At 37.0% G+C, this 26,317-nt stretch carries 22 protein-coding genes; 18 read left to right on the top strand and 4 right to left on the bottom strand.

From position 1 onward, the window contains the following. Positions 1-39 precede the first annotated feature (39 nt). The 5 genes from MKY88_RS21960 to MKY88_RS21940 all read left to right on the top strand — a co-directional run bounded on the left by MKY88_RS21960 (position 40) and on the right by MKY88_RS21940 (position 5,113). Complete coding sequence (locus MKY88_RS21960) at positions 40-1,737, top strand: M3 family oligoendopeptidase (RefSeq protein ID WP_291754268.1); 1,698 nt, start codon at positions 40-42, stop codon at positions 1,735-1,737. Positions 1,738-1,946: 209 nt separating this feature from the next. After that, entirely contained in the window at positions 1,947-3,044 is a 1,098-nt protein-coding gene (locus tag MKY88_RS21955; protein WP_008175205.1) for an AI-2E family transporter, read from the top strand. Between the two features lie 11 nt (positions 3,045-3,055). Beyond that, on the top strand, positions 3,056-3,679 hold the full coding sequence (locus MKY88_RS21950; protein WP_328204868.1) for an NUDIX hydrolase: 624 nt from the start codon (positions 3,056-3,058) through the stop codon (positions 3,677-3,679). A 130-nt stretch (positions 3,680-3,809) separates the two neighbouring features. Next, positions 3,810-4,271 (top strand): hypothetical protein, encoded by a 462-nt coding sequence (locus MKY88_RS21945; RefSeq protein WP_069482882.1) that lies wholly within the window; start codon positions 3,810-3,812, stop codon positions 4,269-4,271. Between the two features lie 233 nt (positions 4,272-4,504). Beyond that, complete coding sequence (locus tag MKY88_RS21940) at positions 4,505-5,113, top strand: alpha/beta hydrolase (RefSeq protein ID WP_340814703.1); 609 nt, start codon at positions 4,505-4,507, stop codon at positions 5,111-5,113. Positions 5,114-5,154: 41 nt separating this feature from the next. Here MKY88_RS21940 and MKY88_RS21935 read toward each other — a convergent pair whose 3' ends face one another. The 3 genes from MKY88_RS21935 to MKY88_RS21925 form a co-directional block, all read right to left on the bottom strand. Further along, positions 5,155-7,266: an MMPL family transporter gene (locus MKY88_RS21935; RefSeq protein WP_340814702.1), complete on the bottom strand. Its 2,112-nt coding sequence runs from the start codon at positions 7,264-7,266 to the stop codon at positions 5,155-5,157. Positions 7,267-7,371: 105 nt separating this feature from the next. Continuing rightward, on the bottom strand, positions 7,372-8,388 hold the full coding sequence (locus tag MKY88_RS21930; RefSeq protein ID WP_036121178.1) for an inorganic phosphate transporter: 1,017 nt from the start codon (positions 8,386-8,388) through the stop codon (positions 7,372-7,374). Positions 8,389-8,409: 21 nt separating this feature from the next. Further along, on the bottom strand, positions 8,410-9,030 hold the full coding sequence (locus MKY88_RS21925; RefSeq protein ID WP_008175190.1) for a DUF47 domain-containing protein: 621 nt from the start codon (positions 9,028-9,030) through the stop codon (positions 8,410-8,412). A gap of 422 nt (positions 9,031-9,452) precedes the next feature. On the opposite strand from MKY88_RS21925, the gene MKY88_RS21920 reads away from it, so the two are divergent. Both MKY88_RS21920 and MKY88_RS21915 read left to right on the top strand, forming a co-directional pair. Continuing rightward, entirely contained in the window at positions 9,453-10,139 is a 687-nt protein-coding gene (locus MKY88_RS21920; protein WP_069482879.1) for an ABC transporter ATP-binding protein, read from the top strand. A gap of 1 nt (position 10,140) precedes the next feature. Continuing rightward, positions 10,141-11,460, top strand: coding sequence for an ABC transporter permease (locus MKY88_RS21915; RefSeq protein ID WP_340814701.1), 1,320 nt, complete (start codon positions 10,141-10,143; stop codon positions 11,458-11,460). 265 nt (positions 11,461-11,725) lie between these two features. Here the strand turns inward: MKY88_RS21915 and MKY88_RS21910 are convergent, their stop codons facing one another. Next, positions 11,726-12,886 carry a class I SAM-dependent methyltransferase gene (locus tag MKY88_RS21910; protein WP_193833271.1) on the bottom strand — a complete coding sequence of 387 codons (1,161 nt, stop codon included), beginning with the start codon at positions 12,884-12,886 and terminating at the stop codon, positions 11,726-11,728. Between the two features lie 189 nt (positions 12,887-13,075). Between MKY88_RS21910 and putP the strand changes: the two genes are divergently transcribed. The 11 genes from putP (at position 13,076) to MKY88_RS21855 (ending at position 26,316) form a co-directional block, all read left to right on the top strand. After that, on the top strand, positions 13,076-14,563 hold the full coding sequence (gene putP / locus MKY88_RS21905) for a sodium/proline symporter PutP (protein ID WP_193833270.1): 1,488 nt from the start codon (positions 13,076-13,078) through the stop codon (positions 14,561-14,563). A 137-nt stretch (positions 14,564-14,700) separates the two neighbouring features. After that, the gene (gene hflX / locus MKY88_RS21900) at positions 14,701-15,987 is read left to right on the top strand and encodes a GTPase HflX (protein WP_340814700.1); all 1,287 of its coding nucleotides are present in this window, start codon (positions 14,701-14,703) and stop codon (positions 15,985-15,987) included. 418 nt (positions 15,988-16,405) lie between these two features. Continuing rightward, the gene (locus MKY88_RS21895) at positions 16,406-17,893 is read left to right on the top strand and encodes a peptide MFS transporter (RefSeq protein WP_193833268.1); all 1,488 of its coding nucleotides are present in this window, start codon (positions 16,406-16,408) and stop codon (positions 17,891-17,893) included. 207 nt (positions 17,894-18,100) lie between these two features. Beyond that, positions 18,101-19,246, top strand: a complete 1,146-nt coding sequence (locus MKY88_RS21890; RefSeq protein ID WP_036121158.1) for a M20 peptidase aminoacylase family protein — start codon at positions 18,101-18,103, stop codon at positions 19,244-19,246. After that, positions 19,246-20,070 carry a GNAT family N-acetyltransferase gene (locus MKY88_RS21885; protein ID WP_193833266.1) on the top strand — a complete coding sequence of 275 codons (825 nt, stop codon included), beginning with the start codon at positions 19,246-19,248 and terminating at the stop codon, positions 20,068-20,070. Before MKY88_RS21890 ends, MKY88_RS21885 begins: the two co-directional genes overlap by 1 nt. Positions 20,071-20,091: 21 nt before the next feature. Then, positions 20,092-21,198 (top strand): o-succinylbenzoate synthase, encoded by a 1,107-nt coding sequence (menC, locus tag MKY88_RS21880; RefSeq protein ID WP_328204859.1) that lies wholly within the window; start codon positions 20,092-20,094, stop codon positions 21,196-21,198. Between the two features lie 40 nt (positions 21,199-21,238). Further along, positions 21,239-22,291: a YkvI family membrane protein gene (locus tag MKY88_RS21875; protein ID WP_193833264.1), complete on the top strand. Its 1,053-nt coding sequence runs from the start codon at positions 21,239-21,241 to the stop codon at positions 22,289-22,291. Positions 22,292-22,576: 285 nt separating this feature from the next. Continuing rightward, complete coding sequence (locus tag MKY88_RS21870) at positions 22,577-23,527, top strand: ABC transporter permease (protein ID WP_069482870.1); 951 nt, start codon at positions 22,577-22,579, stop codon at positions 23,525-23,527. Then, positions 23,520-24,473: an iron chelate uptake ABC transporter family permease subunit gene (locus MKY88_RS21865; protein WP_069482869.1), complete on the top strand. Its 954-nt coding sequence runs from the start codon at positions 23,520-23,522 to the stop codon at positions 24,471-24,473. Before MKY88_RS21870 ends, MKY88_RS21865 begins: the two co-directional genes overlap by 8 nt. Further along, positions 24,470-25,231, top strand: a complete 762-nt coding sequence (locus MKY88_RS21860) for an iron ABC transporter ATP-binding protein (protein WP_193833262.1) — start codon at positions 24,470-24,472, stop codon at positions 25,229-25,231. The genes MKY88_RS21865 and MKY88_RS21860 overlap by 4 nt, the downstream gene beginning before the upstream one ends. A gap of 65 nt (positions 25,232-25,296) precedes the next feature. Then, the gene (locus MKY88_RS21855) at positions 25,297-26,316 is read left to right on the top strand and encodes a siderophore ABC transporter substrate-binding protein (protein WP_193833261.1); all 1,020 of its coding nucleotides are present in this window, start codon (positions 25,297-25,299) and stop codon (positions 26,314-26,316) included. Position 26,317: the final 1 nt, after the last annotated feature.

Below are 26,317 nucleotides of genomic sequence, written 5' to 3'. Positions count from 1 at the left end.
GAAATATCACGGGGTATATGACAGAAAGAGGGGACTTCAATGAAAACGTTTAAAGACTATGAGTACAACCGTCCACATGTTGCGGGGATGAAAGAGCAACAATTAGCGCTCGTCGACCAATTTAAAAAAGCGCAATCGATGGACGAACAAAGTAGCATCATTGAAAAATTAAATGCTATCAGTAATGACTTTGCTACAATGGCTAACTTAGTGTATATTCGTGCTTCGATCGATACAAACGATGAATTTTATCAAGCAGAGCGCGACTATTTCGATGAAGTTAGTCCTGAGCTAGAAGAAGTAACAACAGAATATTATAAAGCATTGATTGCCTCACCTTTCCGTGAGCAACTAGAAGAAAAATGGGGTCAACAATTATTCGATCTCGCTAACTATCAAATTAAAGGGTTCTCACCAGAAGTCATTGATTTGATGCAAAAAGAAAATAAGCTAGCTTCTGAGTATAATAAGCTTGTAGCATCGGCACAAATCGAATTTAATGGTGAGACTTTAACACTTGCTCAGCTTGGACCGTTTGCGGAGTCTACAGATAGAGCTACACGTAAAGAAGCAACAAATGCACGCTTTGGTTTCTTTGCGGAGCATGAAGAGGAATTTGATCGCTTATACGATGAACTTGTAAAAGTACGCCATGAAATTGCAGTTAAACTAGGCTATAACAACTATGTTGAGCTTGGTTATATTCGAATGAATCGTATTGATTATAACGCTGAGATGGTGAAGAAATTCCGTGATCAAGTTCGCGACTTAATTGTTCCTGTAGCGACAAAGCTGTATGAGCGTCAGGCGAAGCGTATTGGGATTGACGATTTAAAATTCTATGATGAAGCACTGAACTTTTTATCAGGCAATGCGACGCCAAAGGGTGATCCAGAATGGATTGTGGCAAATGGTAAAAAGATGTATGAAGAGCTATCACCTGAAACAGGAGAGTTTTTCAATTTTATGATCGATCATGACCTTATGGACCTAGTGGCGAAGAAAGGAAAAGAGAGTGGCGGGTATTGTACATTTATCGAAAACTATCATTCTCCGTACATTTTCTCGAATTTTAACGGCACTTCAGGTGACATCGATGTGTTAACACATGAAGCCGGACATGCCTTCCAAGTTTATTCAAGCCGTAACATCGGCATTCCTGAATACTTATGGCCAACTTACGAATCTTGTGAAATCCATTCCATGAGTATGGAATTTTTCACATGGCCATGGATGGAGCTATTCTTTAAAGAAGATACAGAAAAATATAAATTTACACATTTAAGTAGTGGTCTTTTATTCTTACCATATGGTGTTGCAGTTGATGAATTCCAACATATTATTTATGAAAATCCTACAATGACACCAGCTGAGCGTAAGGCAGCATGGAAGAAAATTGAGGAAACATATTTGCCACATCGTGACTATGATCACAATAGCTACCTCGAAGCAGGTGGGATTTGGCAACGTCAGGGTCACATTTATGCTAGTCCGTTCTACTATATTGATTACACGCTAGCACAAATTTGTGCCTTCCAATTCTGGAAGCGTTCACGTGAAGAATTTGAGGCGGCTTGGAAAGACTATATTCATCTATGTGGTTTAGGTGGATCCATGTCATTTACAAAGCTTGTAAAAGAGGCAGGCTTAATTTCACCATTTGAAGATGGCTGTGTCGAATCAGTTATTGGTGAGATTGAGGCATACCTAAATTCTGTAGACGATTCCTCGCTATAATAAATACTGAAATTCGCTACACTTCCACGACTAGTATAGTGGAAGTGAGCGAATTTTTTAGTTTGTTTGAAGGGAACTTTATAAGTAAACGTGAAAATCTGGTATTAAATTCGCACAGAAAAAATTGATTGAGTCAAAACATACTAGGATACTTGCGAAATGGTTAATATATCAGTAGTATCTTGAGTAACGGCGATTAAAGGAAGTGAATGAAAGTGACGAGGAAGGTTTGGTTTCAAGTAGGTGTAGGGATACTACTTACACTATTAATTATTAAATATTTTATAGAGATTCATTGGATTTTTTCACCTCTAGTTATCATTTTAAAAGCCATTTTTATCCCTTTACTACTCGGGGGTGTCTTTTATTATGTGACTGAACCGATTCAGAGATTTTTAGAAAAGCGTAAATTCCCTAGATGGGCAAGCATATTGACGATTGTGTTCGGCCTCATAGGGATTGCAGGGGTTTTTGGCTGGATTATTGGGAACCCGATTGCCGAGCAGGTCAATAAATTAGTGAAGAATGCCCCTATGATTAGTTCAAGTATTAGTACGAGTATTCAGCAATTAACAGACTATGTACTACTCAATAAAGATAACTTCCCACAGCAGGTAAATGATGTAATTGAAAAAATGGCGAACTCTGTGCAAGATGTTGCAATGGTGGCGAGTAAAGGGTTTATTTCCTTTTTACAATCCATTGTGTCTGTATCATTATTAGCTGTTTTAATTCCATTCTTCTTTATTTTTATGTTGAAGGATCATGAGAAATTTGCACCATCTATTTATAAATATTTCAGTGGCGAACGTCAGCAATGGGTAAAGAAAACATTGAGTGAAATTGATGATGTTTTACGTAGTTATATTCAGGGCCAACTGCAAATTAGTTTTTTATTAGCGCTAATTATGTATGTGGGTTACTTAATTATTGGATTAGAATATTCGTTATTATTAGTAATCTTTGCATTCTTTATGAATATGATTCCATTTATTGGGCCGTGGATCGCATTTACGCCAGCCCTAATTGTAGCGGTTATTCAGGACCCTATTTTAGTTGTTTGGGTATCCGTTGTGACACTTGTTGCTCAACAAATTGATAGCAACTTTATTACACCTAACGTGATGGGAAAATCGCTCGATATCCATCCACTAACTGTTATTACAATTATTCTAGCAGCAGGGAATATTGCAGGCTTTATAGGAATTATTATTGCTGTACCATTTTATGCAGTATTGAAAGTTATCGTATCCAATATTTATGATCAACGTAATGCAATTAAGAAAAAAGCGACGAAATCAGTATAGGAGTCGAAACAATGGAACAAGAAATTGTAAAGGTATTTAATGAACGGCATGAGGAAATTGGGACAGCTACGCGGTCGGAAGTACATGAAAAAGGGCTTTGGCATGAGACATTTCATTGCTGGCTTGTCAATGAGGACTATATTTATTTTCAAGTACGAAGCTCGCAGAAAAAGGATTATCCAGGTTTACTCGATATTACAGCAGCAGGCCATCTTTTAGCTGTTGAAACAGTGGAATCAGGTATACGAGAAGTAAAAGAAGAATTAGGGCTCCAAATAGATGTCCAAGATGTTGTCAAAATGGGCATGACCTCTTGTAGTATCGTTTCTGAAAATATGATTGATAATGAATTTTGCCATGTCTACATATATCCTTTCGAGCATGATTGGAATTCCTTTGCTTTACAATATGAGGAAGTATCAGGTGTAGTAAGAGCAAGACTGAATGAGGCCGAAGCTTTCTTCTTGGGAGAAACGACGACACTTAATATTGAAGGATACGAATACTTCCCTGATGGTCAACGTGTGAAAATTGTCAGACCAGTTGGAACGGCACAATTTGTTCCTTATCGAGAATTGTATGTTGCACATGTGATCAAATTTGCGCGTGAGAAAATATTTAATCAAACACCCTAATTTGGGTAGGATAAGCTAGAAAATAGCTTATCCTATTTTCTTTGTAAAAATGATGAGAATGTACACAATATAACAGGAAAAAATAAGTTATACTGTTAGATAGATTGTAAAGAAAAGGAGCATTTTTTATATGCTAACATTTGAACAAAAACAAGCAATTATTGAATCATTTTCTGAACTAACGAAAAAGGAAATATCATTAAAACGCTTAAATTATCACTTTATGGACAGTCTTTATGAAAAGACAATTGTAGTTGAAAAGCTACATCCGAATGGCAATGGCTTTATCTTTGTTGGAGATTTATTGCGCTATGAGCAAGAGGCTAATAAAGGATTAGTAAATATCCGTGATTATGATGAGCAACAACTTCGTGAGATTATTGCGGATGCTATTCAATATCTATCTGAAGAGGTAGAGACGGAAGAACCGATTATCGAGATTTGGCATAGTCGAGAGGGTGATCAATTACAGCTAGTATTTGAACAACGTTCTTGGAATGTCTACCATGGGGAAAATCTTGAAGAGGCGTTTGGTACGTATGATGCAGCAAAAGAATATTTGCTAGAAGAAGGCTTTCGTAAAAAGAAATAATAAATACGGGGGATTATCATAAAATGAACGGGAAAAAACTAGTGGGAATTGTTATTGTTGTTGTGATTGTGGCGTGTTTACTATCAGTTTTTACTATAACTAATTTTTATAAAAACCATGAGGAACAACCAAATCGTGAAAATCGCGAAATTAATAAGTCAAAGAGCTTGAATTTAATTTTGCCACAGGCTACAATTATCTCGAATTCAAGATAATTGAGAGGTGGACTGTCAATGAAACACATTTTTTATAAAGGTACAGACGAAACAAAACCAACTCTATTGATGTTGCATGGCACGGGTGGTAATGAAGAAAGCTTAATTGGACTTGCCAAGGAAATTGATGATACAGCCAATATATTAAGTGTACGAGGTAATGTACTAGAACATGGAATGCCAAGGTTTTTCCGTCGACTAGCGGAAGGTGTCTTTGATATAGAGGATTTAATCATTCGTACAAAGGAACTGAATGAATTTTTGAACGAGGCGTCACAGCAATATGGCTTTGATCGTCAACGAATTGTAGCTATCGGTTATTCAAACGGTGCTAATATTGCGGCTAGCTTATTATTCCACTACGAGGACGTTTTAGCAGGGGCTATATTACATCATCCAATGGTGCCGAGACGAGGGATAGAGCTACCTAAGCTATCTGCTATCCCTGTTTTTATAGGTGCAGGTACAAATGATCCGATGTGTACAGCACAAGAATCAGAGGATTTAGAGGCTCTTTTAAGTTCGGCGGGTGCGACTGTGACGACGAACTGGTTTGATTTCGGACATCAGCTAACGATTCCTGAAGTTCACGCAGCAAAAGAGTGGTATAACAGTATTTATGCATAGAGAAAAAATCCGCTTCCTTGAACAAGGAGGCGGATTTTTTATTATTTATTTTTCTTTGCGAAAGGAAGCCACCAGTTCCAATCACCAAATAGTTTCATGAGACTTGGTACAAGCATAAGACGAATGATTGTGGCATCAATAGCAACAGCAATGGCTATACCAACACCAATTTGTTTCACAGGCATGACATCTGTGAAGGCAAACGCTCCTGTAATAACAATCATAATGAGCGCTGCTGAAGTAATAATCCGACTTGTGGATGTCAGTCCCTCTATTGTAGCGTGTGTATTGTTGGCGCCTTTTAAATATTCCTCTTGGATACGAGAAATTAAAAAGACTTCGTAGTCCATACTTAAGCCAAAAACAAGACAGAAAACAATAACTGGGATAATCAATACAATCGATCCTGCCTCAATGCCAAAATGTCCGTATTGGAAAATATAGACGAGTATTCCGAAGGCAGAGGAAAGCCCAATAATGTTCATAATAATGGCCTTTAACGGAATTAATACTGAACGGAATGCCAGCATTAAAATAAAGAAAGTGGACACGATGATTATGGCTATCGCTAAAACAATTTTATTAGCGATCTCATCAAATATCTCTTGGTTAAATTTTGCGGGTCCTCCAAGTGCAAAGTGTACACCTAAATCTTTATCCATCCAAGTTCGTGCAAATTTTTGGGCAGTAGTGGAAGAACCAGCTGCATCAATGGTAATTGGGATGAATAGCTTTGTATCTTTTGAAAAGGTTTGAATAACCGGTTTTAATTGCTCCGCCACCTGTGGGATTGCTAAAGAAGCAGAAAGTTCCTTAGGTGTTGGAATGTTTGCGGCTGTATAGATAGTTGAAACATTAGTAACAAGTGGATCTTTTAATAACTTTTCTTGAATAGTGTAAATCAGCTCCCTAGCTTCAGCATCCTCCCAGCCTTCTTTACGTTCAGCTAACAAATATAAAGTAGATGTTTCACCGAGTCCAAACGTTTCATCTAATTTATCGTACGCTACACGTGCATCATATTTTGTCGGTAGGGAATCTACCTGAGGAATCGTTAATTGGATGTCCTTTAATGGGAGCATTCCGATACCAAGTATTAATAATGCAGCAATTACGATTGTTACTGGATGTTTCATGACAAAACCTGCAAAGCTCCGCCAACGATTTGCGCCTCCTGGTTTAACACGTAATAGACGCCATTTATTGAGTCGGTCGCCTAAAAGCATCATCGTCGCAGGGAGTAAGGTTAAGCCGGAAAGAACAGCTAATAGAACTACTATGGTGCCTCCTAGAGCGATATTATGGAATATTTCTACATCAATGACGATCATTGCACCTAAACCAATCATGACACATACTGCAGAAAAGATGATGGAGCGTCCTGCTGTCTGGATGGCAATTTGAATAGCTTGTGTAATAGATGTGTGAGCACGCTCTTCACGGTAACGATTAATAAACAATAGTGCGAAATCAATACTTAAAGCAAGACCAAGCATTGGAACAATATTTAAAACGAAAATGGATAGATTCACGCTACCGCTAAGTAATGTCATAATACCAAAGGCGGTTACAACTGTAACAACCCCAATGATAATGGGCAAAATAGAAGCAATAACCGTACCAAAAGCCAATAATAGGACGATAATGGCAATAGGTAACCCAATGGCCTCAGCAGATGCTAAATCCTTTTGGCTGGCTGTATTAATGTCAGCAGAAATAACTGGTCCACCCGTAATATGAACTCCGTCTTCTTCAATTAATGAACGGACATCCTCAACGATTTCAGAAAGGTTTTCAGCATCGTTTTTTAAATGGACCATAGCATAGGCAATCCCATCTTTACGTAAAGAAGAGTCCTCTAAAGGTGACTGGATGGAATGTATTTCCTTTATGTGATCGAGTTTATTTAAAGTATCTTCAATTTTCTTATCCTGAGCTGGATCGAACACAACCAAGATTGTATTGGTTGGTATATCGAATGTTTTTGCTAGCTCTTTTGTGACATAGTTATGATCCGCTTCAACAAAAAAGCCATCCCCTTGAAGCTTACCAGGAAGCTGTAAAGCAAAATAAGCCATGGCTAGAAAAATAATAATCCACAGAGCTACGATTGCTTTTGCATGTGTGGTAATAAAAGTTGAAAAAGTTTTCATAGTTGTTTATGTATCCCCCTTTTCAATTAGTTTAAAGGATGTGTCACATTTTGTCGTGTGACAAACTAAAGACTCCTGTCCATTTATTAGACAGGAGCCTTGTTATTAAAAGAATAATGATAGGACGAAATAAATAACGGATGCCATTACGGCTGAAATAGGCATTGTAATAACCCAAGTAGTAACAATCTTGCGGGCCATTCCCCAGTTAACGCCACGTACACGCTGTGCAGAACCAACACCCATAATCGATGAAGAAATAACATGTGTTGTAGATACAGGTAGATGGATTAACGTCGCACCAAAAATAACTGTTGCTGACGCTAAGTCTGCCGCTACCCCATTAACAGGACGAATTTTCATAATCTTACCGCCAACGGTTTTAATAATTTTATAACCACCAATAGATGTACCTAGACCCATAGCTGTGGCAGCAGCAGCACGTACCCAGAAAGGTATTTCATCACCGCTATGCAACCCTCCAGCGATTAAAGCCATTGTCATAATCCCCATTGCTTTTTGCGCATCGTTCGTACCATGTGTGAACGATTGAATGGCTGCGGTGAAAATTTGCATCGTACGGAAACCTTTATTAGTGCGATATAAGTTAAGGTTTTTAAACCATAATTTAAATAGTGTCATCATAATAAAACCAGCACAAATAGCCAGTATTGGAGAAAACACTAACGCCATAAGGATTTTAGTAAAGCCGCCATAGTTTAATACATCGAAGCCAGCAGATGCGACAGCAGCACCTGCTATAGAGCCAATCAATGTGTGGGAAGAACTCGATGGAATACCGAAATACCATGTAAGTAAATTCCAAATGATAGCTGAAATTAGTGCGGCCAAAATAACGACTGAACCGGTTGTGTCTCCTTCAAAGGCATTTAAAGAAAACGGATCTACAATGTCTTTTGTTAAAGCTTTAGCAACCCCTACAAAAGTGATAGCGCCGATAAAGTTCATGGTTGCGGCCATGATGATCGCTACACGAGGTGGCAATGCTCGAGTGGAAACCGACGTTGCAATAGCATTTGCAGTATCATGGAAGCCGTTGATAAAGTCAAATGTTAGGGCAAAGATGACGACCAGTACGGTTAGTATAATGATTGTATTCATTGTAAAGTGCCCATCTCCTAATTATGCGTTACGCATGATAATTGTTTCCATAGTATTAGCTACGTTTTGACAATGATCAGCGATATCTTCAAGTTGTTCATATATATCTTTAAATTTAATGAGGCGAATCGGATCTTTTTCGTTTAAAAACAGTTGTTTAATGGAAGAACGTTGTACTTCATCACATTCACGTTCATAGTCTTTAATTAGAATAGCGTGAGGGCGCATACCAATTAGATTCTTTTTCTTTAACTCTTCAGTTGCTTTGACAATTTCATCCACACTTTTAGAAATATAGCCTAGGAAAGTGCGCATGGATTCATCAATTTCTGTGAGTGAAAACATTTCAAAATGGGCAATACAATGTTCTGTACCATCTAAAATATCATCCATACGAATGGCAAACTCTAAAATATCTTCACGCTCAATAGGTGTCATAAATGATTTGTTTAGCATTACGATCAGTTCATGAATGAGCTTATCGCCAGCAGTTTCGTAATTTTTCATTGTAATGCTAATCTCTTTTAGGTCAGCTACACTGTTAATACGAAAATCATTTGCGTAATGCACAGCCTCTCTCATATTTTCAGCAATTTTATGCAATGCAATAAAGAAAGGGTCTTGTTTTTTTGAGTTAAGCATGTAAATCGAATCCTCCTGGATATAAATAAATTAATCGACCTCTAAACTTTACTATCATAACAAAATCTTTAATTTATCTACATAAAAATTTTATATTCGACATAAAAATTTACATTGCTGTAATATACAATTCGTTCACAAAATAAAGGGAGATTAAACTGTGTTTGTTCTTAATAGTACAGATAAATCCCTTTGTTACTTGGTTTTTTGCAACTACTAACAGTGTTTAGTACAGATTTTTGTGTGATTTACTATGAAAATCAGTGAAAATACTACTTGAATTGTAAAGGGAGTGTAAATTCAATTTGTTTTAGTAGGAGTCTCTCCTTATTCTTAAGAATATCTTCATTTTTATCCTTCCTCTTTATTAAGAATTGTTTTCTACAATGAGAAATGAGTGAGAAAGGAGTGTTTATTAACAAATGATTCAAGTTGAAAACTTACAACATACATTTTTAATCGGAAAAAAAGGAAAGGAAAAGCAGGTTCCCGTTTTAAAAGGCGTGAACTTTGAGGTTAATAAAGGAGAGATTGTAGCAATTGTCGGAAAAAGTGGCTCTGGAAAGTCAACTTTATTACAAGTTTTAGCTGGATTTATGAAGGTTGAGCAGGGTTCTATTAAAGTGAATGGTAAAGAAACAGCACAACTAAATGAAACAGAAAGTGCAGCATTTCGCTTGAGACAATTCGGTTTTATCTTTCAAAACTTTCAACTAATGCCTGGCTTGACGGCATTCGAAAATATTGAGTTACCCTTGAAGCTACAAGGATCGCGCAAAGCAATGAGAAAAGAAAAAGTGAAAAAAATAATGGACAAGGTTGGACTAACAGAAGTTGCCGATCATTACCCAAATGAATTATCAGGTGGGCAGCAACAGCGTGTAAGTATTGCAAGAGCGCTCATCACGAATCCTCCTATATTGCTGGCAGATGAGCCAACAGGAAGTTTGGATTCAGAAACAGAGCAAGATATTTTAATGCTTATTCAAAGTTTAAACCGTGAGTTTGGGTTAACCTTTGTCATTATTACTCATGATGAAGAAGTGGCGACGATCGCACATAGACGCTTCCGTATGTATGATGGCGAACTGGTAAAGGAGGAAGCTTAATATGTTATTTAAGGATCAATTAGACTTTGTCACGCAGCATATAAAGAAAAATAAATTGAGAGTTTTTATGACGGTTCTAGCTGCAACGATGGGCTGCGCTTTCCTCATTGTATTAGCATCCGTAGGTTTTGGAATACAGGAATCTTTACGTAATGAAATTCTTTCAAATGAAACAGTTACGAAAATTCAAGTGTATGGGGATAAACAATTTACAGAGGATCAGGTCCAAGAAATTAAAAAGATAGATCATGTGGAAACAGTACTTGAAACGGTGGGCATGAATGCCTCTACACATTCTTTTTTAGGTGATCGTGATACAACTTCTAGTTTAGTTTTGAACGATATGAAGGATTTTGAGCAGGTGAATGGCAAGCTTGCGGAAGGTGCTTATCCATCAAAACCAAATGAAATAGTGGTAGGCTATCATTTTGCACAAACATTATTGAATGAGGCCGATCGCAATGTGATTAAAGAAAAAAGCAAAAAGGCTGAAGCAGACGGTACCTATTATAATGGAAGTGATGAGGGCTATAAAAATTCGTTAATTGGACAGAACATTAACATATCACTATTGCCTAACACTGGTAACAATGAGGAAACAGAAAAATTGACCTATACAATTGTTGGTGTAATGGAGAAACCTTCGTATGATTGGATGATTGATAATACTATTCATATGGACATAGCACAAAAGCCAGCATTACTTGAGAATTTTTCCGCTCTTGGTGATACAACCGAGGAGGAGTTGTTTTACTCAGAATTCAATATTTTTGCTGATACAATGGAAAACGTAAAGCCAATTTTAGAAAAACTCAAAGATAATGGCTACAGTGTCTATTCAGTGACGGAGCAATTAGATCAAATGAATGTATTTTTCTTAGTATTAAAAATCGGTTTGATATTTGTTGGTACGATTGCGGTGCTTATTGCTTCCATCGGTATTTTCAATACGATGACAATGGCGGTGACAGAGCGAACTCGTGAAATAGGTGTATTAAAAGCGATCGGTGCAAGTCCGAAACTAATCCAACGTTTATTTTTAATGGAAAGTACGTTTATTGGGCTTTTAGGTACCTTAATTGCGGTTATCATTTCATATGCCATTAGTTTTGCGGCAAATGCAGTGCTACCTTTGATTCTAAAAGCAGCGACGGGAGAAGATGCTTTTGCTACAAATGATATTACATTCTCTCTTATTCCATGGCAGTTAGTCGTTATTGCAGCAGCTATTAGTATTGGAGTAGCGATGATCTCAGGTTATCGTCCTGCTCGTAAGGCGACGAAAATTGATGTCATCCATGCTTTACGACAAGAGCTATAATAAGGTTGGCTTGCTTGCCTTAGATTGTAGACAAAACCATCGAGAAGTTTTCACTCTCGATGGTTTTTTTTATTATTGGTGACAACGAATTTGCTCTACGCTTGTAGCCTGTTCAAAGGTAACCATGGACGGAGTGAATATTTTCGCTGGACGTTTTCCATGGAAAACAACAGCTTTCCTTCATTACACTGTAAAAGAAAAAAGACTATAGCCACACTTAAATTTTGTCTATAGTCCGAGGTGGTCCGATTGCCATTTTTGTATGTTATAAATAATCTTTTAACTCATTTTGTAAAAATGGTGTTGCATGTAATAAATTTAAGAAAGCATCATAGTTAGCACGTTGCTCTACACTTGCTTTTTTTCCTGTTCGGTATGCTCGGATTAAAATATTTTTAGGCGTATTTTCCATATCAATAAATTCAAGAAGCTGTGCTTCATAGCCCACAAGGGACAAGATTTCAGCTCGAATGGAATCAGTAGCAAGGGCGGCGAAACGCTCTCTGACAAGACCGTGTTGTAACATAATGTCCAATGAAGGGGTATTTAGTTGTCGATTCAATTCATGTTGGCAGCAAGGTACACTTAATATGACGCTTGCGCCCCATTTCACGGCACGGGCTAAAGCCATATCTGTGGCAACATCGCACGCATGCAGTGTTACGACCATGTCTACAGCGGATTCCTCATTATAATCATTAATATCTCCTACAAGAAATTCAAGCTGGTCATAGCCTAGATCCTGTGCTATTCTTGAACACTCTTCAATAACTTCCTTTTTCAAATCTAAGCCTGTTACACGTATATCTAGACCTTTTTCGATTTTTAAATAATGATACAACGCAAACGTTAAATACGATTTGCCTGATCCAAAATCTAAAATACGAACTTGCCGATTTTTGGGTAAGTAGGATAAAGCATCGTCAATAAATTCAATAAAGCGGTTAATTTGCTTAAATTTATCGTATTTTTGTTTTTTAACTTTTCCATCCTCTGTTTGCACGCCAAGCCGAATTAAAAACGGGTAAGGTTGATCATCCGAAAGTAAGTAATTTTTTTTACGATTATGTGCCAAATTAACTTGCTTAGGCGTAGCCGATTGATCGGATTTCCAAAGTACTTTATTCTTTTTTGATAATTGTACTTGTACTTTTTCATCAATAAAATCAACATGGGCTTGGCGATAATCTTCGAAAATAGCCTCCATCTTAACGGGAAATTCGGTCAATTGAATATTTTCATGTTTTAAAATTCGTTCATATTGGTATTCAATTTGTATATGATAACTATTCTTTAACATTAAGGGCTTTAACTTAATGCGTTTAACTTCATTAGATTTCATGCGAGGTTGACTGATTGTGGCAGTAACTAGCTGTTGCTGTAAAATTCTTTCTATGAGATGAACTTTCATTTCTTCAAATGTCATACATTTTCGCCTACTTTATTGTGTAATAGATGGCACTAGTTTAACACATTTTATAACGAACAATGTTTTTGAAAAAATTTTCACAAAAATTCTGAGTAATTATAGGTAGAATTGTATGTTCATGGTATCTTTATGTATAGTATTTCTTTATGAATTGGTGATACTAAAGACTGAATAGGAGGAAAAAGTATGTCAGATAATATGTATCAATTATTAGCAATTATTATTTATATGGTCGCCATGCTAGCGATAGGCTGGTATGCATTCGTTAAAACATCCAATTTAACAGACTATATGCTTGGGGGTCGTTCCTTAGGTCCGGCTGTAACGGCTCTAAGTGCGGGTGCAGCAGATATGTCTGGCTGGCTTTTAATGGGCTTACCTGGTGCCATTTTTTTATCAGGTCTTGTTGAGGCTTGGATTGCCATTGGGTTAACAGTAGGCGCTTATTTAAACTGGTTATTAGTAGCGCCACGGTTACGCGTTTATACACAGGTTACCAATGATTCCATTACAATACCGAGTTATTTGGATAATCGATTACGAGATCATACGAAGTTAATCAGAATTGCTTCAGGTATCATTATTTTAATATTTTTTACATTTTATGTATCTTCAGGGATGGTAGCAGGGGGCAAATTTTTCGATAGCTCATTTGGTTATGATTATCATACAGGTTTGTTAATTGTTTCGGCAGTAGTAGTAGCCTATACATTGTTCGGTGGATTTTTAGCAGTAAGTTATACTGATTTTTTACAAGGACTTATCATGTTTATAGCACTTATTACTGTACCACTATTCGGTCTTTTTGTAACAGGTGGGATAGGGGATACAATTACTTCTATTAAAGCAGTTAGCCCAGATCTTCTAAACATGTTACCTGCCACTGCAACAGCTGCCGGTATTATTTCCTCACTTGCTTGGGGATTAGGTTATTTTGGGCAGCCACATATTATAGTGCGCTTTATGGCCATCAGCTCTGTAAAGGAAACAAAGCAGGCTCGTCGTATTGGTATTGGCTGGATGATGTTAAGTTTATTTGGCGCCATTGGGACAGCGTTAGTAGGGGTAGCTTATTATGAACAAAATGCAGGTGAGCTAAAAGACGCTGAAACAGTATTTATTGTACTTGGACAAATTTTGTTCCATCCATTTATAGCTGGAATTATGCTAGCGGCCATTTTAGCTGCTGTTATGAGTACCATTTCATCGCAATTAATCGTTACCTCTTCGGCACTTGTAGAGGATATTTATAAAGCACTGTTTAACAAAACAGCAACTGATAAACATTATGTTTTTGTAGGGCGTATGGCTGTTTTAGTTGTTGCGATTATTGCAGCAATTTTAGCCTGGAATCCAGATAGCTCGATCTTAAGTTTAGTTGGTTTTGCATGGGCAGGATTCGGTGCAGCATTTGGGCCAGTCATTTTACTTTCTTTATATTGGAGAAAGTTAACGAATTACGGAGCTTTAAGTGGAATGGTAACGGGTGCTGCAACAGCATTTATTTGGGGGAAAGTTGAATCATTATCAAGTGCCCTATATGAAATTGTGCCAGGCTTCTTTGTATGTTTAATCGTTGCGGTTATTGTTAGTCTATTGACGTATAGACATAATGAAGAAATTGAAGAAGAGTTTAACCGTTCGGAAGTATTATTAAAAGAAGAAAGAAAATAAAGGAAATGCGCCTTTTCTAAGAGGCGCATTTTTTGAAACGTTTTTCATAACGTTCCGAACATACGGACAGGTGTAATTTATGGTAAGATGAAGAAAATTTGTCGTAGGGTCACCGAGGCTTTGGTGGGAGGTTTCTAATGGATAGAATTAAGGAAGTTGATGTATTAATTGAAAAGGCTATTCTCGTTGGCGTAAATTTACGGAATGATGCGCACTTTGATTATTCAATGGAAGAGCTTCAAAATTTAGCAGAGGCTCTCAATGTGGAGGTTGTAGGGGTAGTTACGCAAAATTTAGAGCGCGTGACACCTTCCCATTATGTTGGTACAGGTAAAATAGAAGAAATTAAAAATTTCTATGAAGAAGCACAAGCAAATCTCGTTATTTTTAATGATGAGCTATCACCGTCACAAATTCGTAATTTAGAGCGTGATCTAGCAACGAAAGTTATAGATCGAACAATGCTCATTTTAGATATTTTTGGCCGACGTGCGAAAACACGAGAGGCACAAATGCAGGTAGAACTAGCACAGCTTCAATATATGCTCCCACGCTTAGTGGGCTTACATGCCTCTTTAAGCCGTCAAGGCGGAGGTACAGGTGGTGGCTTTAAAAACCGAGGTGCTGGGGAAACAAAGCTAGAATTGGATCGTCGGAAAATTGAAGATCAAATAGCGAAAATCAAAAAGGATCTAGAGCAGGTCAAAGATCAACGAGAAACGCAGCGTAAACAGCGACGAAAAAATGCCCTTCCGGTAGTGTCTATTGTCGGCTATACGAATGCTGGCAAGTCAACGATTATGAATCAGTTGCTGGCAGAGATAGGACAAGAAGAGCATAAACAAGTCTTTGAGAAGGATATGCTTTTTGCTACGCTTGAAACCTCAGTTCGTCAGATAGAGCTACCTGATAAAAAGACATTTTTATTAACGGATACAGTTGGATTTGTAAGCAAATTGCCTCACCATCTAGTAAAAGCGTTCCGCTCCACATTAGAAGAGGCACGAGATGCAGATCTTTTATTACATGTCGTAGATGTTTCTAATTCAGAGCATGGTTTTATGATGGACGTTACAAATGAAACGTTAAAAGCGGTAGGAGTTGAAGGTATCCCAACCATCTATGTTTACAATAAAGCTGATCTTGCCCAAGTGCCTTACCCTGTTGTAAGTGGGGATAATATTTGGGTTTCAGCAAAACAAGGGGTAGGGTTAGAAGAATTAATTCAATTAGTTCGTCAACACATTTTCTCCGATTATGTGACGTGTGAAATGCTCATACCTTATGACCAAGGGAATATTGTTTCTTATTTAAATGAACATGCCTCTGTTTCTAATACAGCATACGAAGAGGGCGGTACTTTATTATCGCTTGAAGTTAAAGAAGCGGATTATGCAAAATATCAGCAATACGTTGTAAATTAATAAAATGAAAAAATACCCTGAAGCATGCCAAAAAGATTTTGGCATGCTTTTTGTGATTAAGGGGAATATAGAATCTAGAACAACAGCATGTACGTATTTTAATAATTTTTAGAAAAGATAGTTTAAATTTGGATAAAAAGTTGTAAATCTGAATTTTAAATATTTTAGAATAATTTAATGTTCAGAAAACAAGTTTGCGCTATGGAAGTGTGAGAAAACTTAGATATATCAAAGGATTTAATAATTATCAAAATGAACAGTCAGAATTTAAAGAAAAATGATAAATTTTCAACATTTTTTAAAACTCTTGCTAAAGTTAAAAAAACACTTTAGTATGATGAAACACAGTTTTTTAATCCTTATTTTAGGGTAATAATGTTTTTTCAAGAGAATATTTTTATTTGGGAGAGGGTATTGTATGTCTAGTAAAGATGAAGTTGTAAAATCTGTCCCTCAAAATGGCTTTGTTGGACACCCTAAAGGGCTCTTTACTTTGTTTTTCACAGAATTTTGGGAACGTTTCTCGTATTATGGTATGCGAGCAATTCTCATCTTCTTTATGTATTACGAATTGAATCAGGGTGGATTAGGTCTAGACCGCGGAACAGCGAACTCTATTATGGCCATTTATGGTTCCCTCGTTTATATGTCAGGTATTATAGGTGGATGGATTGCTGACCGAGTATTAGGAACACGTAGAACTATTTTTTATGGTGGCGTGTTAATTATGATTGGTCACTTATTGCTAGCACTGCCTGGCGGTGTAACGATGCTATTTGCTTCAATGGCATTTATCGTAATGGGGACTGGGTTATTAAAACCAAACGTTTCAAGTATTGTTGGGGATATTTACGCTGAAACAGATAGCCGTCGTGATGCAGGCTTCTCTATTTTCTATATGGGTATTAATATGGGGGCATTCATTGCACCATTTATTGTCGGAACAATTGGACAAAAGTATAGCTTCCACTTAGGCTTTGGTTTAGCTGGTTTAGGGATGTTCATTGGGTTAATTGTTTATAAGTTGACAGAGAAAAAATACTTAGGCTTAGCGGGTTTACAAGTTAATAACCCATTAAAGCCTGAAGAACGTAAAAAAGTCTTTGCGCAATTTGGTATTGTTGCTTTACTGATTATTATTCTTGGTGCTATTGGTATTAAAACGGGTACTTTAACAATGAATGTATTCAGTTTAATCATTACAGCTCTAGGTGTATTAATTCCAACAGTCTTCTTTATTTATATGTATCGTAGTAAAAAGACAACAAAAGATGAAAAATCTCGACTTCTTGCCTATATTCCATTATTCTTGTCAGCCGTTATGTTCTGGGCGATTCAAGAACAAGGGGCAACAATTCTGGCTACGTATGCAGACGAACGTACACAACTAAGTATTGGTAGCATTCAGCTTCAATCTTCGTGGTTCCAGTCATTAAACCCGCTATTTGTTATAACAATGGCACCATTATTTGCGATGTTATGGCTTAAATGGGGAGACAAGCAGCCAACTACACCACGTAAGTTTTCTTACGCCTTATTCTTTGCAGGTTTATCATTCCTTGTCATGATGATTCCAGCACATTTATCTGGCGGAGAAACATTAGTTAGTCCTTGGTGGTTAGTATTGTCATTCTTCTTAGTAGTTGTAGGTGAATTATTATTATCACCAGTTGGTTTATCTGCTACGACGAAATTGGCACCACAAGCATTTGCTGCACAAACAATGTCTTTATGGTTTTTAACAAGTGCGGCAGCACAAGCAATTAATGCGCAGTTAGTAAAGGTTTATGAAGTTGTAAGCGAATTCACATACTTTGGCTTCTTAGGATCGCTTTCAATTGTCATTGGTATATTATTGTTAGTTTTATCGCCGATTATTTCAAAGGCAATGAAAGGTATTAACTAAATTAAAGATGTAAATATAGTCCGACTAATGGGCTGTATTTACATCTTTTTTTGTTATCTAAATAAATGTCTATTTATGAAGTCTAGCGCGAAATATATTATCTTAAGTAGTAATTTTATTGAGTATGGGTATAAGTTTCTATGTAGAAGATCATTATTTTCGCTATAATAATCATAATTATAAGAAAATTTTAAGGGGTTGGATGTTATGAAAGAAGAATTGGACCGTTTGAGGTCAAGATTAATGGAGATTTTTACGTATTTACACGCCAATCCGGAAATTAGCTGGCATGAGGTAGAAACAACTAATTATATAGTAGATTTATTAACTGAAGAAGGATTTTCGCCAATTCGTTTTAAAAATTCTACAGGTCTTTATGTGGATGTGGGTCATGGTAGTCCTAAAGTAGGTTTACGAACAGATATAGACGCATTATGGCAGGAGGTTGATGGCCATTTCCGTGCCAACCATTCCTGTGGGCATGATGGACATATGACAATGGCTATTGGTGCACTCTTATTATTAAAAGAACAACAGCCATCATTTAATGGTACAATCCGTGTCATTTTCCAACCGGCTGAAGAAAAAGGGACTGGAGCATTAGCGGTCTTAGAAGAAGGGGTAATTGATGAGCTCGACTATTTATTTGGAGTTCATGTAAGACCAGTCCATGAGCTAGAGGATGGTACATACTGTGCTGCCTTGTATCATGGTGCCTCTCGTTTACTTGAAGGGGAGATCATTGGAGAAGATGCACATGCTGCAAGGCCACACCTTGGCATTAATGCAATCGAAGTAGGGGCTACCATCATTGAAGATTTACGAACCATTCATACCGATCCAATGGTACCTGTATCGGTGAAGATGACAAAGTTTCATGCAGGGGGAGAATCAGGCAATATTATACCTGGTAATGCCTCATTTACGATTGATATTCGAGCCCAACAAAATAATGTTATGGACGATTTAGCGCAAGGGGTCAAACGTGTTATTGATTCCTCTAAGTTATTGCATAAGGTGCAGATTGAATTACGTACTGTTGCTAATATTGTAGCCGCAGAAGTTGATACGAGTGCACAATATATTATGGAACAAGCAATTATACAAGCTGCCGGATTATCAAATTTAAGAAAGCCGGTACACACACCTGGTGGAGAGGATTTTCATCATTATGCGGTAAAACGACCACACTTAAAAACAACAATGTTGGGCTTAGGATGTGGGTTATCACCAGGGTTACACCATCCGAAAATGAAGTTTAAACAAGCAAGACTTGTTACGGGCGTGGAGATTCTTACGAGAGCAGTCTTGTTAGCATTGGAATCAACGGATACAAAGGAGGCGTCAGCATAATGTTAGAGCAAGTGCATATTCGCAAAGTAAAGACACCTATAGAAATTGCAGAGGTCCAAAAGTTGAATGCTGAAATATGGGGAAGCCAAGCAATACCCTCTCATCAATTACTAGCAGCTGTACAAAATGGCGGTTTAGTTTTAGGTGCTTATTTAGAAGAAAAGCTAATTGGCTTCAACTATTGTTTTGTGGGCTATCATGATAGAGAAATATACTTACATTCACACATGATTGGTGTAAAGAAAGCATATCGTGAACAAGGTGTAGGTGAGTTATTAAAGCACGCTCAGCAAGAATATGCAAAAGAAAATGGATTTCAGCTGGTTCGATGGTTATTTGAGCCTTTGGAGGTGAGTTTAGCAAATTTAGCATTTTTAAAGCTAAATGCTTTCAGTTATCAATACGAAAATGATTATTACGGCGCTCTTCAAGATGACTTTAATGAAGGATTACCATCAGATAGGCTAGTTGTAGAGTGGTGGATAGAGCGAGAGCAAATGGCGGATAGCATTGACGAATTAGAAGAGATCGCAGATGAAATCGTACCGTGGACACTAACTGTCGATGGCTTGCCAGTCCTAGACGTAGATAATACATTTCAAATGGAACAATCCTTTCATCAGGATGCCTATCTATTACCGATTCCTCAATATTTGCAGAAAGTGAAAGTTGAAAGTCCTAAACTAGCTGAGGATTGGCGCTATAAAATTAGAACAATCTTAACAACTTTATTCAATCAAGACTATGCAATTGTACGCGTCAAGAAGCAACCAGAATATGTCCATAGCTATCTGTTAGTCAGACGCTCCTTATTAGCCTTATAATAATTATAAGGAGTGAAGTTTGTGAGAGTAGAAAAGATAACGTTAAGACATATTAAAATGCCGATGAAAGCACCATTTACAACAAGCTTTGGCACAATCAATGAAAAAGAACTGTTATTAATAGAAGCACAAGATGAATCTGGGATTACTGGATGGGGAGAAACGGTAGCTTTTGTAGCGCCTTGGTATACAGAGGAGACTTTAAAGACGACATGGCATATGCTGAAAGATTTTCTAATACCCATCTTGCTACATAAAGAGATTGGGCATCCTGATGAGGTGACTACATTGTTTGCTCCTATTCGTAGAAATTGCATGGCGAAAGCTTCGATAGAAGGTGCTATTTGGGATATTTATTCCCAACAAACAAAGCAATCACTTGCAAGTGCTGTAGGTGGGCAAAAACAACGTATTGAAGTTGGGGTCAGCGTAGGTATTCAAGCTTCAACAGCTCAATTAATAGAAGTAATAAAAAGCCATGTGGAAAAGGGCTACAAAAGGGTGAAAGTGAAAATTAAGCCTGGCTATGATGTAGAAGTGGTGCGTGCAATCCGTGCAGAATTACCAGATTTACCTTTAATGGTCGATGCGAACTCAGCTTATACGTTGGATGATATCGCCGTATTCCAGCAGCTTGATGATTGCAACTTATTAATGATCGAACAACCATTAGCTACTGATGATATAGTGGATCATGCAACCCTACAGAAAAACATAAAAACACCAGTATGTTTAGATGAAAGTATCACATCGTTTGAAGATGCTCGTAAAGCAATTGAGCTAGGGAGCTGTGGTGTAATCAATATTAAAATTGGACGAGTTGGCGGTTTAACAGAGGCGAAACGGATTCATGACCTCTGTAAGGAGAATCAAATTCCCGTTTGGTGTGGAGGAATGTTAGAGGCAGGAATCGGACGAGCACATAATATTGCCTTAACTTCGCTTAGTCACTTTATTTTGCCTGGAGATACTGCAGGCTCTAGTCATTATTGGTATGAGGATATTATTATGCCAGAAGTCGTTGTCAAAAATGGATATATTGATGTACCTCAAGAAATCGGCATTGGTTATACACCTAATAGGGCTGTTATTGATAAGCTAACGATTAGCAAAGAGGTCTATCAATAAAAATCATTTGCAATAAAGGAAAAAACGAGGAGAGAACTGATTGAAAAAAAGCTTGCAAATCGGCGGTGCCTATGTAGGAATTATCGTTGGTGCAGGATTTGCATCTGGACAGGAAATTGTCCTCTATTTTACAAGCTATGGCTTTAAAGGGGTTTATGGTGCCCTTTTAGCGATGGTTGGTTTCTCTATTGTTGGTATGTGTGTAGCCCAGGTTAGCTCAAGATTACGCACTGCATCCCACAAGGATTTGATTTATCAGATTTCTGGTAATGCTGTTGGTCTTGTATTGGATTATTTATTATCACTGTTTTTATTTGGCGTGGCTGTTATTATGTTTGCTGGTGCGGGTGCAACATTACAGCAAATGTTTGGACTACCTATTTGGCTAGGGAGTATATGTATGATACTGCTAACCATAGCCACAGTGATGATGGATGTTAAAAGTATTATTAATATTATTGCACTAGCAACTCCGTACTTATTAGCTATTGTTTCTATTATTGCTATCTATGCCATTGCTACGATGGATCTTACCTTTGTCGAACAAGCGGTAATTGCCCAGCAGGCACAAATAAGTTCGAAAAGTTGGTGGGTGACCTCTTTGTTATATATGTCATTTAATATTGGGGTAAGTTTCTCATTATTAACGGTGATGTGCGGCTCGGTGCGCAATGATAAGATAGCTGGAATGGGGGGCATAATTGGCGGAATTCTATTAGGCGCTTTAATTCTGCTTATTAATTTTTCTCTTCTTGCAAAAATGAACGTTGTTATAGGATTAGATATTCCTATGCTAGCTTTAGCAAATGAAATTCATCCATTGGTTGGGCTATTAATGACATTCTCTCTATTAGGAATGATTTACAATACTGCAGTAGGGATGCTCTATTCTTTTATGGTAAGATTCTTTAAGCCTGATAGACCTAGCTTTAAAGTAGCGGTTGTTTTTATAGGAATTTTAGGCTTTTTAGCCAGTCTCGCTGGATTTACGACGCTTGTAGCTAAGCTCTATGCAGTAATGGGATATGTAGGCTTGGTATTAATCATATTCATTATTTCAGCATGGTTAAGAAAAGTGAGACGAATAATATAACAAATAAAAATGGTAATTGAGACGCAGGGATGTTCTCAATTACCATTTTGTTTGGATAAAAAAATTGTAGAAATAGTGAATTATTTAAGGTATAAAATTTGCCGAAAACACTAATATTTCATTAATTAGACACGTTTTCTAGTTCCTTTAAAATAAACCGAGAATAATTCTCATTTGCAGGTTGACTGAGAATGAAAACATGACTATAATGGAAATCGTGAGTAATGATAATCATTTTCACTACACATTCATTACACACAAAATTGAAATCTACCGGGGATTACTATGAAAATAAGATATCTTTTAACAGCAACTGTTGTGTTGTCTATAGTCTCGCTATTTATCGGAGTAGTAGATATTAAACCAAGTGATCTATTAGACTTCCAATCAGAAGAAACTAGACTATTTTTAATTAGTCGTGTACCTAGACTTGTTGCTATTTTGCTAGCAGGTGCAGGTATGAGTATTGCTGGTTTAATTATGCAAAGCTTAAGTAGGAATAAGTTCGTATCACCAACGACAGCAGGTACATTAGATGCCACTCGACTGGGTGTATTGATTTCCATGATGTTTTTCACAAATGTCACGTATTTCCAAAAAATTTCCTTCGCTTTCATATTTGCTTTAGCCGGCACATTATTATTTATGCAAATATTAAATCGAATTAAGTTTAAAGATGCGATTTTTATACCGCTTATTGGCTTAATGTATGGTAATATCCTGTCTTCTGTAACAACGTTCTTTGCTTATAAGGCAAATATTATCCAAAACATTTCTGCATGGTTACAAGGGGATTTCTCATTAATCATGAAAGGCCGTTATGAACTGTTATACATAAGTGTACCAGTACTTATTTTAGCTTATATTTATGCCAATCGTTTTACAGTAGCCGGTATGGGTGAGGATTTTGCTAAAAATCTTGGTCTATCCTATAAGTTTGTGGTGAATTTAGGCTTAGTATTGGTGGCTCTTATCTCCACAACAGTGGTGCTAACAGTGGGTGTCATTCCATTCCTTGGCTTGATCGTACCGAATATTATTTCACTGTTTAAAGGTGATAATTTGGCAAAAACATTGCCGCATACAGCATTACTTGGTATGTCATTCTTATTATTCTGCGATATTTTAGGACGCGTACTGATTTTCCCTTATGAGATTCCAATTAGTATGACTGTTGGTGTAATTGGAAGTGCCATCTTCCTAGTCATGTTGTTTAGGGGGAGAGCATATGCGTAATCGTACAAGAATGTTCATTTTACTAGGTCTTGCCGTGATAGCTATCTTATTGTATCTGTTTTGGGAGTTAAATGGGAATTATCACTATGCTTTTCCGAGACGTGTTATAAAAGTTATAGCGATGGCACTAACGGGTATAGCTATTGCCTATTCAACAGTGGTTTTCCAAACCATTACCCATAATCGGATTTTAACGCCAAGTGTTATGGGATTAGATGCTTTGTATATGTTGATTCAAACATTCATCTACTTTTTCTTTGGCTCTACATCTATTTTAGTTATCAATATTTACTATAATTTTACTCTTGCTATTGTATCAATGATTGTTTTCGCTTTAATTTTTTATCGAGTTTTGTTTAAAGAAGGAAAGCGACCAATATATTTCTTACTACTTGTTGGTATGATTGTCGGTACTTTTTTAGGAAGTATCACAACATTCTTCCAAGTCTTGATTGACCCTAATGAGTTTTTAGGCTTACAAAGTAAAATGTTTGCTAGTTTTAACAATGTTAATTCAGATTTAGTTTGGCTTGCTGGTGTGATCATTTTACTAACGTTTATATATGGTTGGCGCCATATGAATCAATTAGACGTCATGTCTTTAGGACGAGATACAGCAATTAATTTAGGTGTACCATACGATAAACTGGTACAACGCATGTTAATTTTAGCTTCTATCTTGATTTCTGTTTCGACAGCGCTAGTTGGGCCAATTACATTCTTTGGATTAATTGTTGCGAATTTATCGTATCAGTATTTTAAAACATACAAGCATTCCGTCTTAATTGCTGGTTCTTGTGTAATGAGTATTATTGCTTTAATCGGTGGGCAGTGGATGGTTGAGCGAGTATTCACTTTCAGTACTACACTAAGCGTCATTATTAATTTCGTGGGTGGGGTATACTTCATCTACTTATTATTAAGAGAAAGTAGGTCAGCAGGATGATACAAGTCAAAGAAATTACGAAGTTTTTCGGGAAAAAACCTGTCGTTCAAGATGTAAGTGTTGACATTGTTTCAGGGAAAATAACATCTTTTATTGGACCAAATGGTGCAGGAAAGTCCACGCTACTTTCAATGGTGAGCCGTTTGCTGAATGCAGATACTGGTGAAGTGCTACTCGACAAAGCAGATGTAAGACGCTGGAAATCAGATGATTTTGCCAAGCGTGTCTCTATATTAAAGCAATCTAACTTTATGAATGTCCGCTTATCGATTCGTGAGCTTGTATCCTTTGGTCGTTTCCCTTATTCAAAAGGAAATTTAAAACCCGAAGATGAAGAAAAAGTGGATGAAGCTATTCAATATATGAATTTAGAAGATATTCAACATAATTACTTAGATGAATTATCAGGCGGTCAACGTCAGCGTGCTTTTATCGCAATGGTTATTGCTCAGGATACAGAATACATCTTACTGGACGAGCCATTGAATAATTTAGATATGAAACATTCTGTTCAGATTATGAAGATTTTACGAAAGCTAGTGGATGAGTTAGGAAAAACAGTTGTAATAGTACTACATGATATTAATTTTGCATCAGTATACTCAGATAATATTGTTGCATTAAAAGATGGCCGTGTTGTGAAAAATGGTTCTACCAACGACATTATTAACTCGGACGCGCTGAAGGAAATCTATGATATGGATATCCCTGTTCAAGAGCAGGATGGCTGCCGAATTTGTGTTTATTTTAATTCTTAGAAATAGTAACAGATGGTTTAACCGACCATTAACTATAAAATAAATTTTAAAGGAGAAATTTTAAAATGAAAAAATGGAAATTACTAACGGTATTAATGGCGATGATGCTATTAGTTTTAGCTGCTTGCGGCTCAAAAGATGAAGCAAAAGAAGAAGATAAAGGTACGTCAACTGACAAACCGGCAGAAGAACAAAACGAGGCGTCTTCAGCATATCCACTAACTATTCCAGGTAGCACAATTGAAGGACGCGATGGTAATACTACGTTTGAAGAAGTAAAGCTTGATAAGATCCCAGAAAAAGTTGTTGTTTTTGATAATGGTTTCCTAGATACTCTAGATGCATTAGGTGTTAATCCTACTGCAGTAGTACAAGATTCATTACCATCTTACTTAAGTAAATATAAAGATAGCACTTATGTAAACGCTGGTACTTTATTCGAGCCTGATTATGAAAAATTATCTGAAATCAACCCAGATATTATTTTCATCTCTGGTCGTGCGTCAGCAGCATATGCTGAGTTATCTAAAATTGCACCAACAGTTTACATTGGTGTAGATAACAAAAACTTCCTAGAATCATTCAATGCTAATACAGAATTAGCTGGTAAAATTTTCGGTAAAGAAAAAGAAGCAGCAGATGCGATCGCTGCATATGAAGCAAAAGTTGAAGAAGTAAAAGGCAAAGCAACTGCATCAGAAGAGAAAGCTTTAATCGTATTAGGTAGCGAAGGCGCGTTATCAGCATATGGTTCTGGTTCACGTTTCGGTGTTATCCATGATGTATTTGGTGTGAAAGCTGCTGATGAGAAAGTTAAAGTTGGAACACATGGTGATAATGTAAGTTTTGAATATGTTCGTGATACGAACCCTGATATTCTATTTGTAGTTGACCGTGATGCAGTAGTAAATGAAAACGGCGAGTCAGGTACTAAAGCTGCGATTGAAAACGAAATCGTAAGTGCAACTAATGCTGTGAAGAACGATAAAGTGTTCTACTTAGATCCAGAAGTTTGGTACCTTTCAGGTGGCGGTTTACAATCTGAAACGCTAAAAGTTGAAGATGTATTAAAGGCGTTTAACTAAT

It is taken from the genome of Lysinibacillus sp. FSL R7-0073, assembly GCF_038009065.1.
In the GTDB taxonomy this organism is placed as follows: domain Bacteria; phylum Bacillota; class Bacilli; order Bacillales_A; family Planococcaceae; genus Lysinibacillus; species Lysinibacillus fusiformis.
This window is presented reverse-complemented; position numbering and strand designations above follow the sequence as displayed.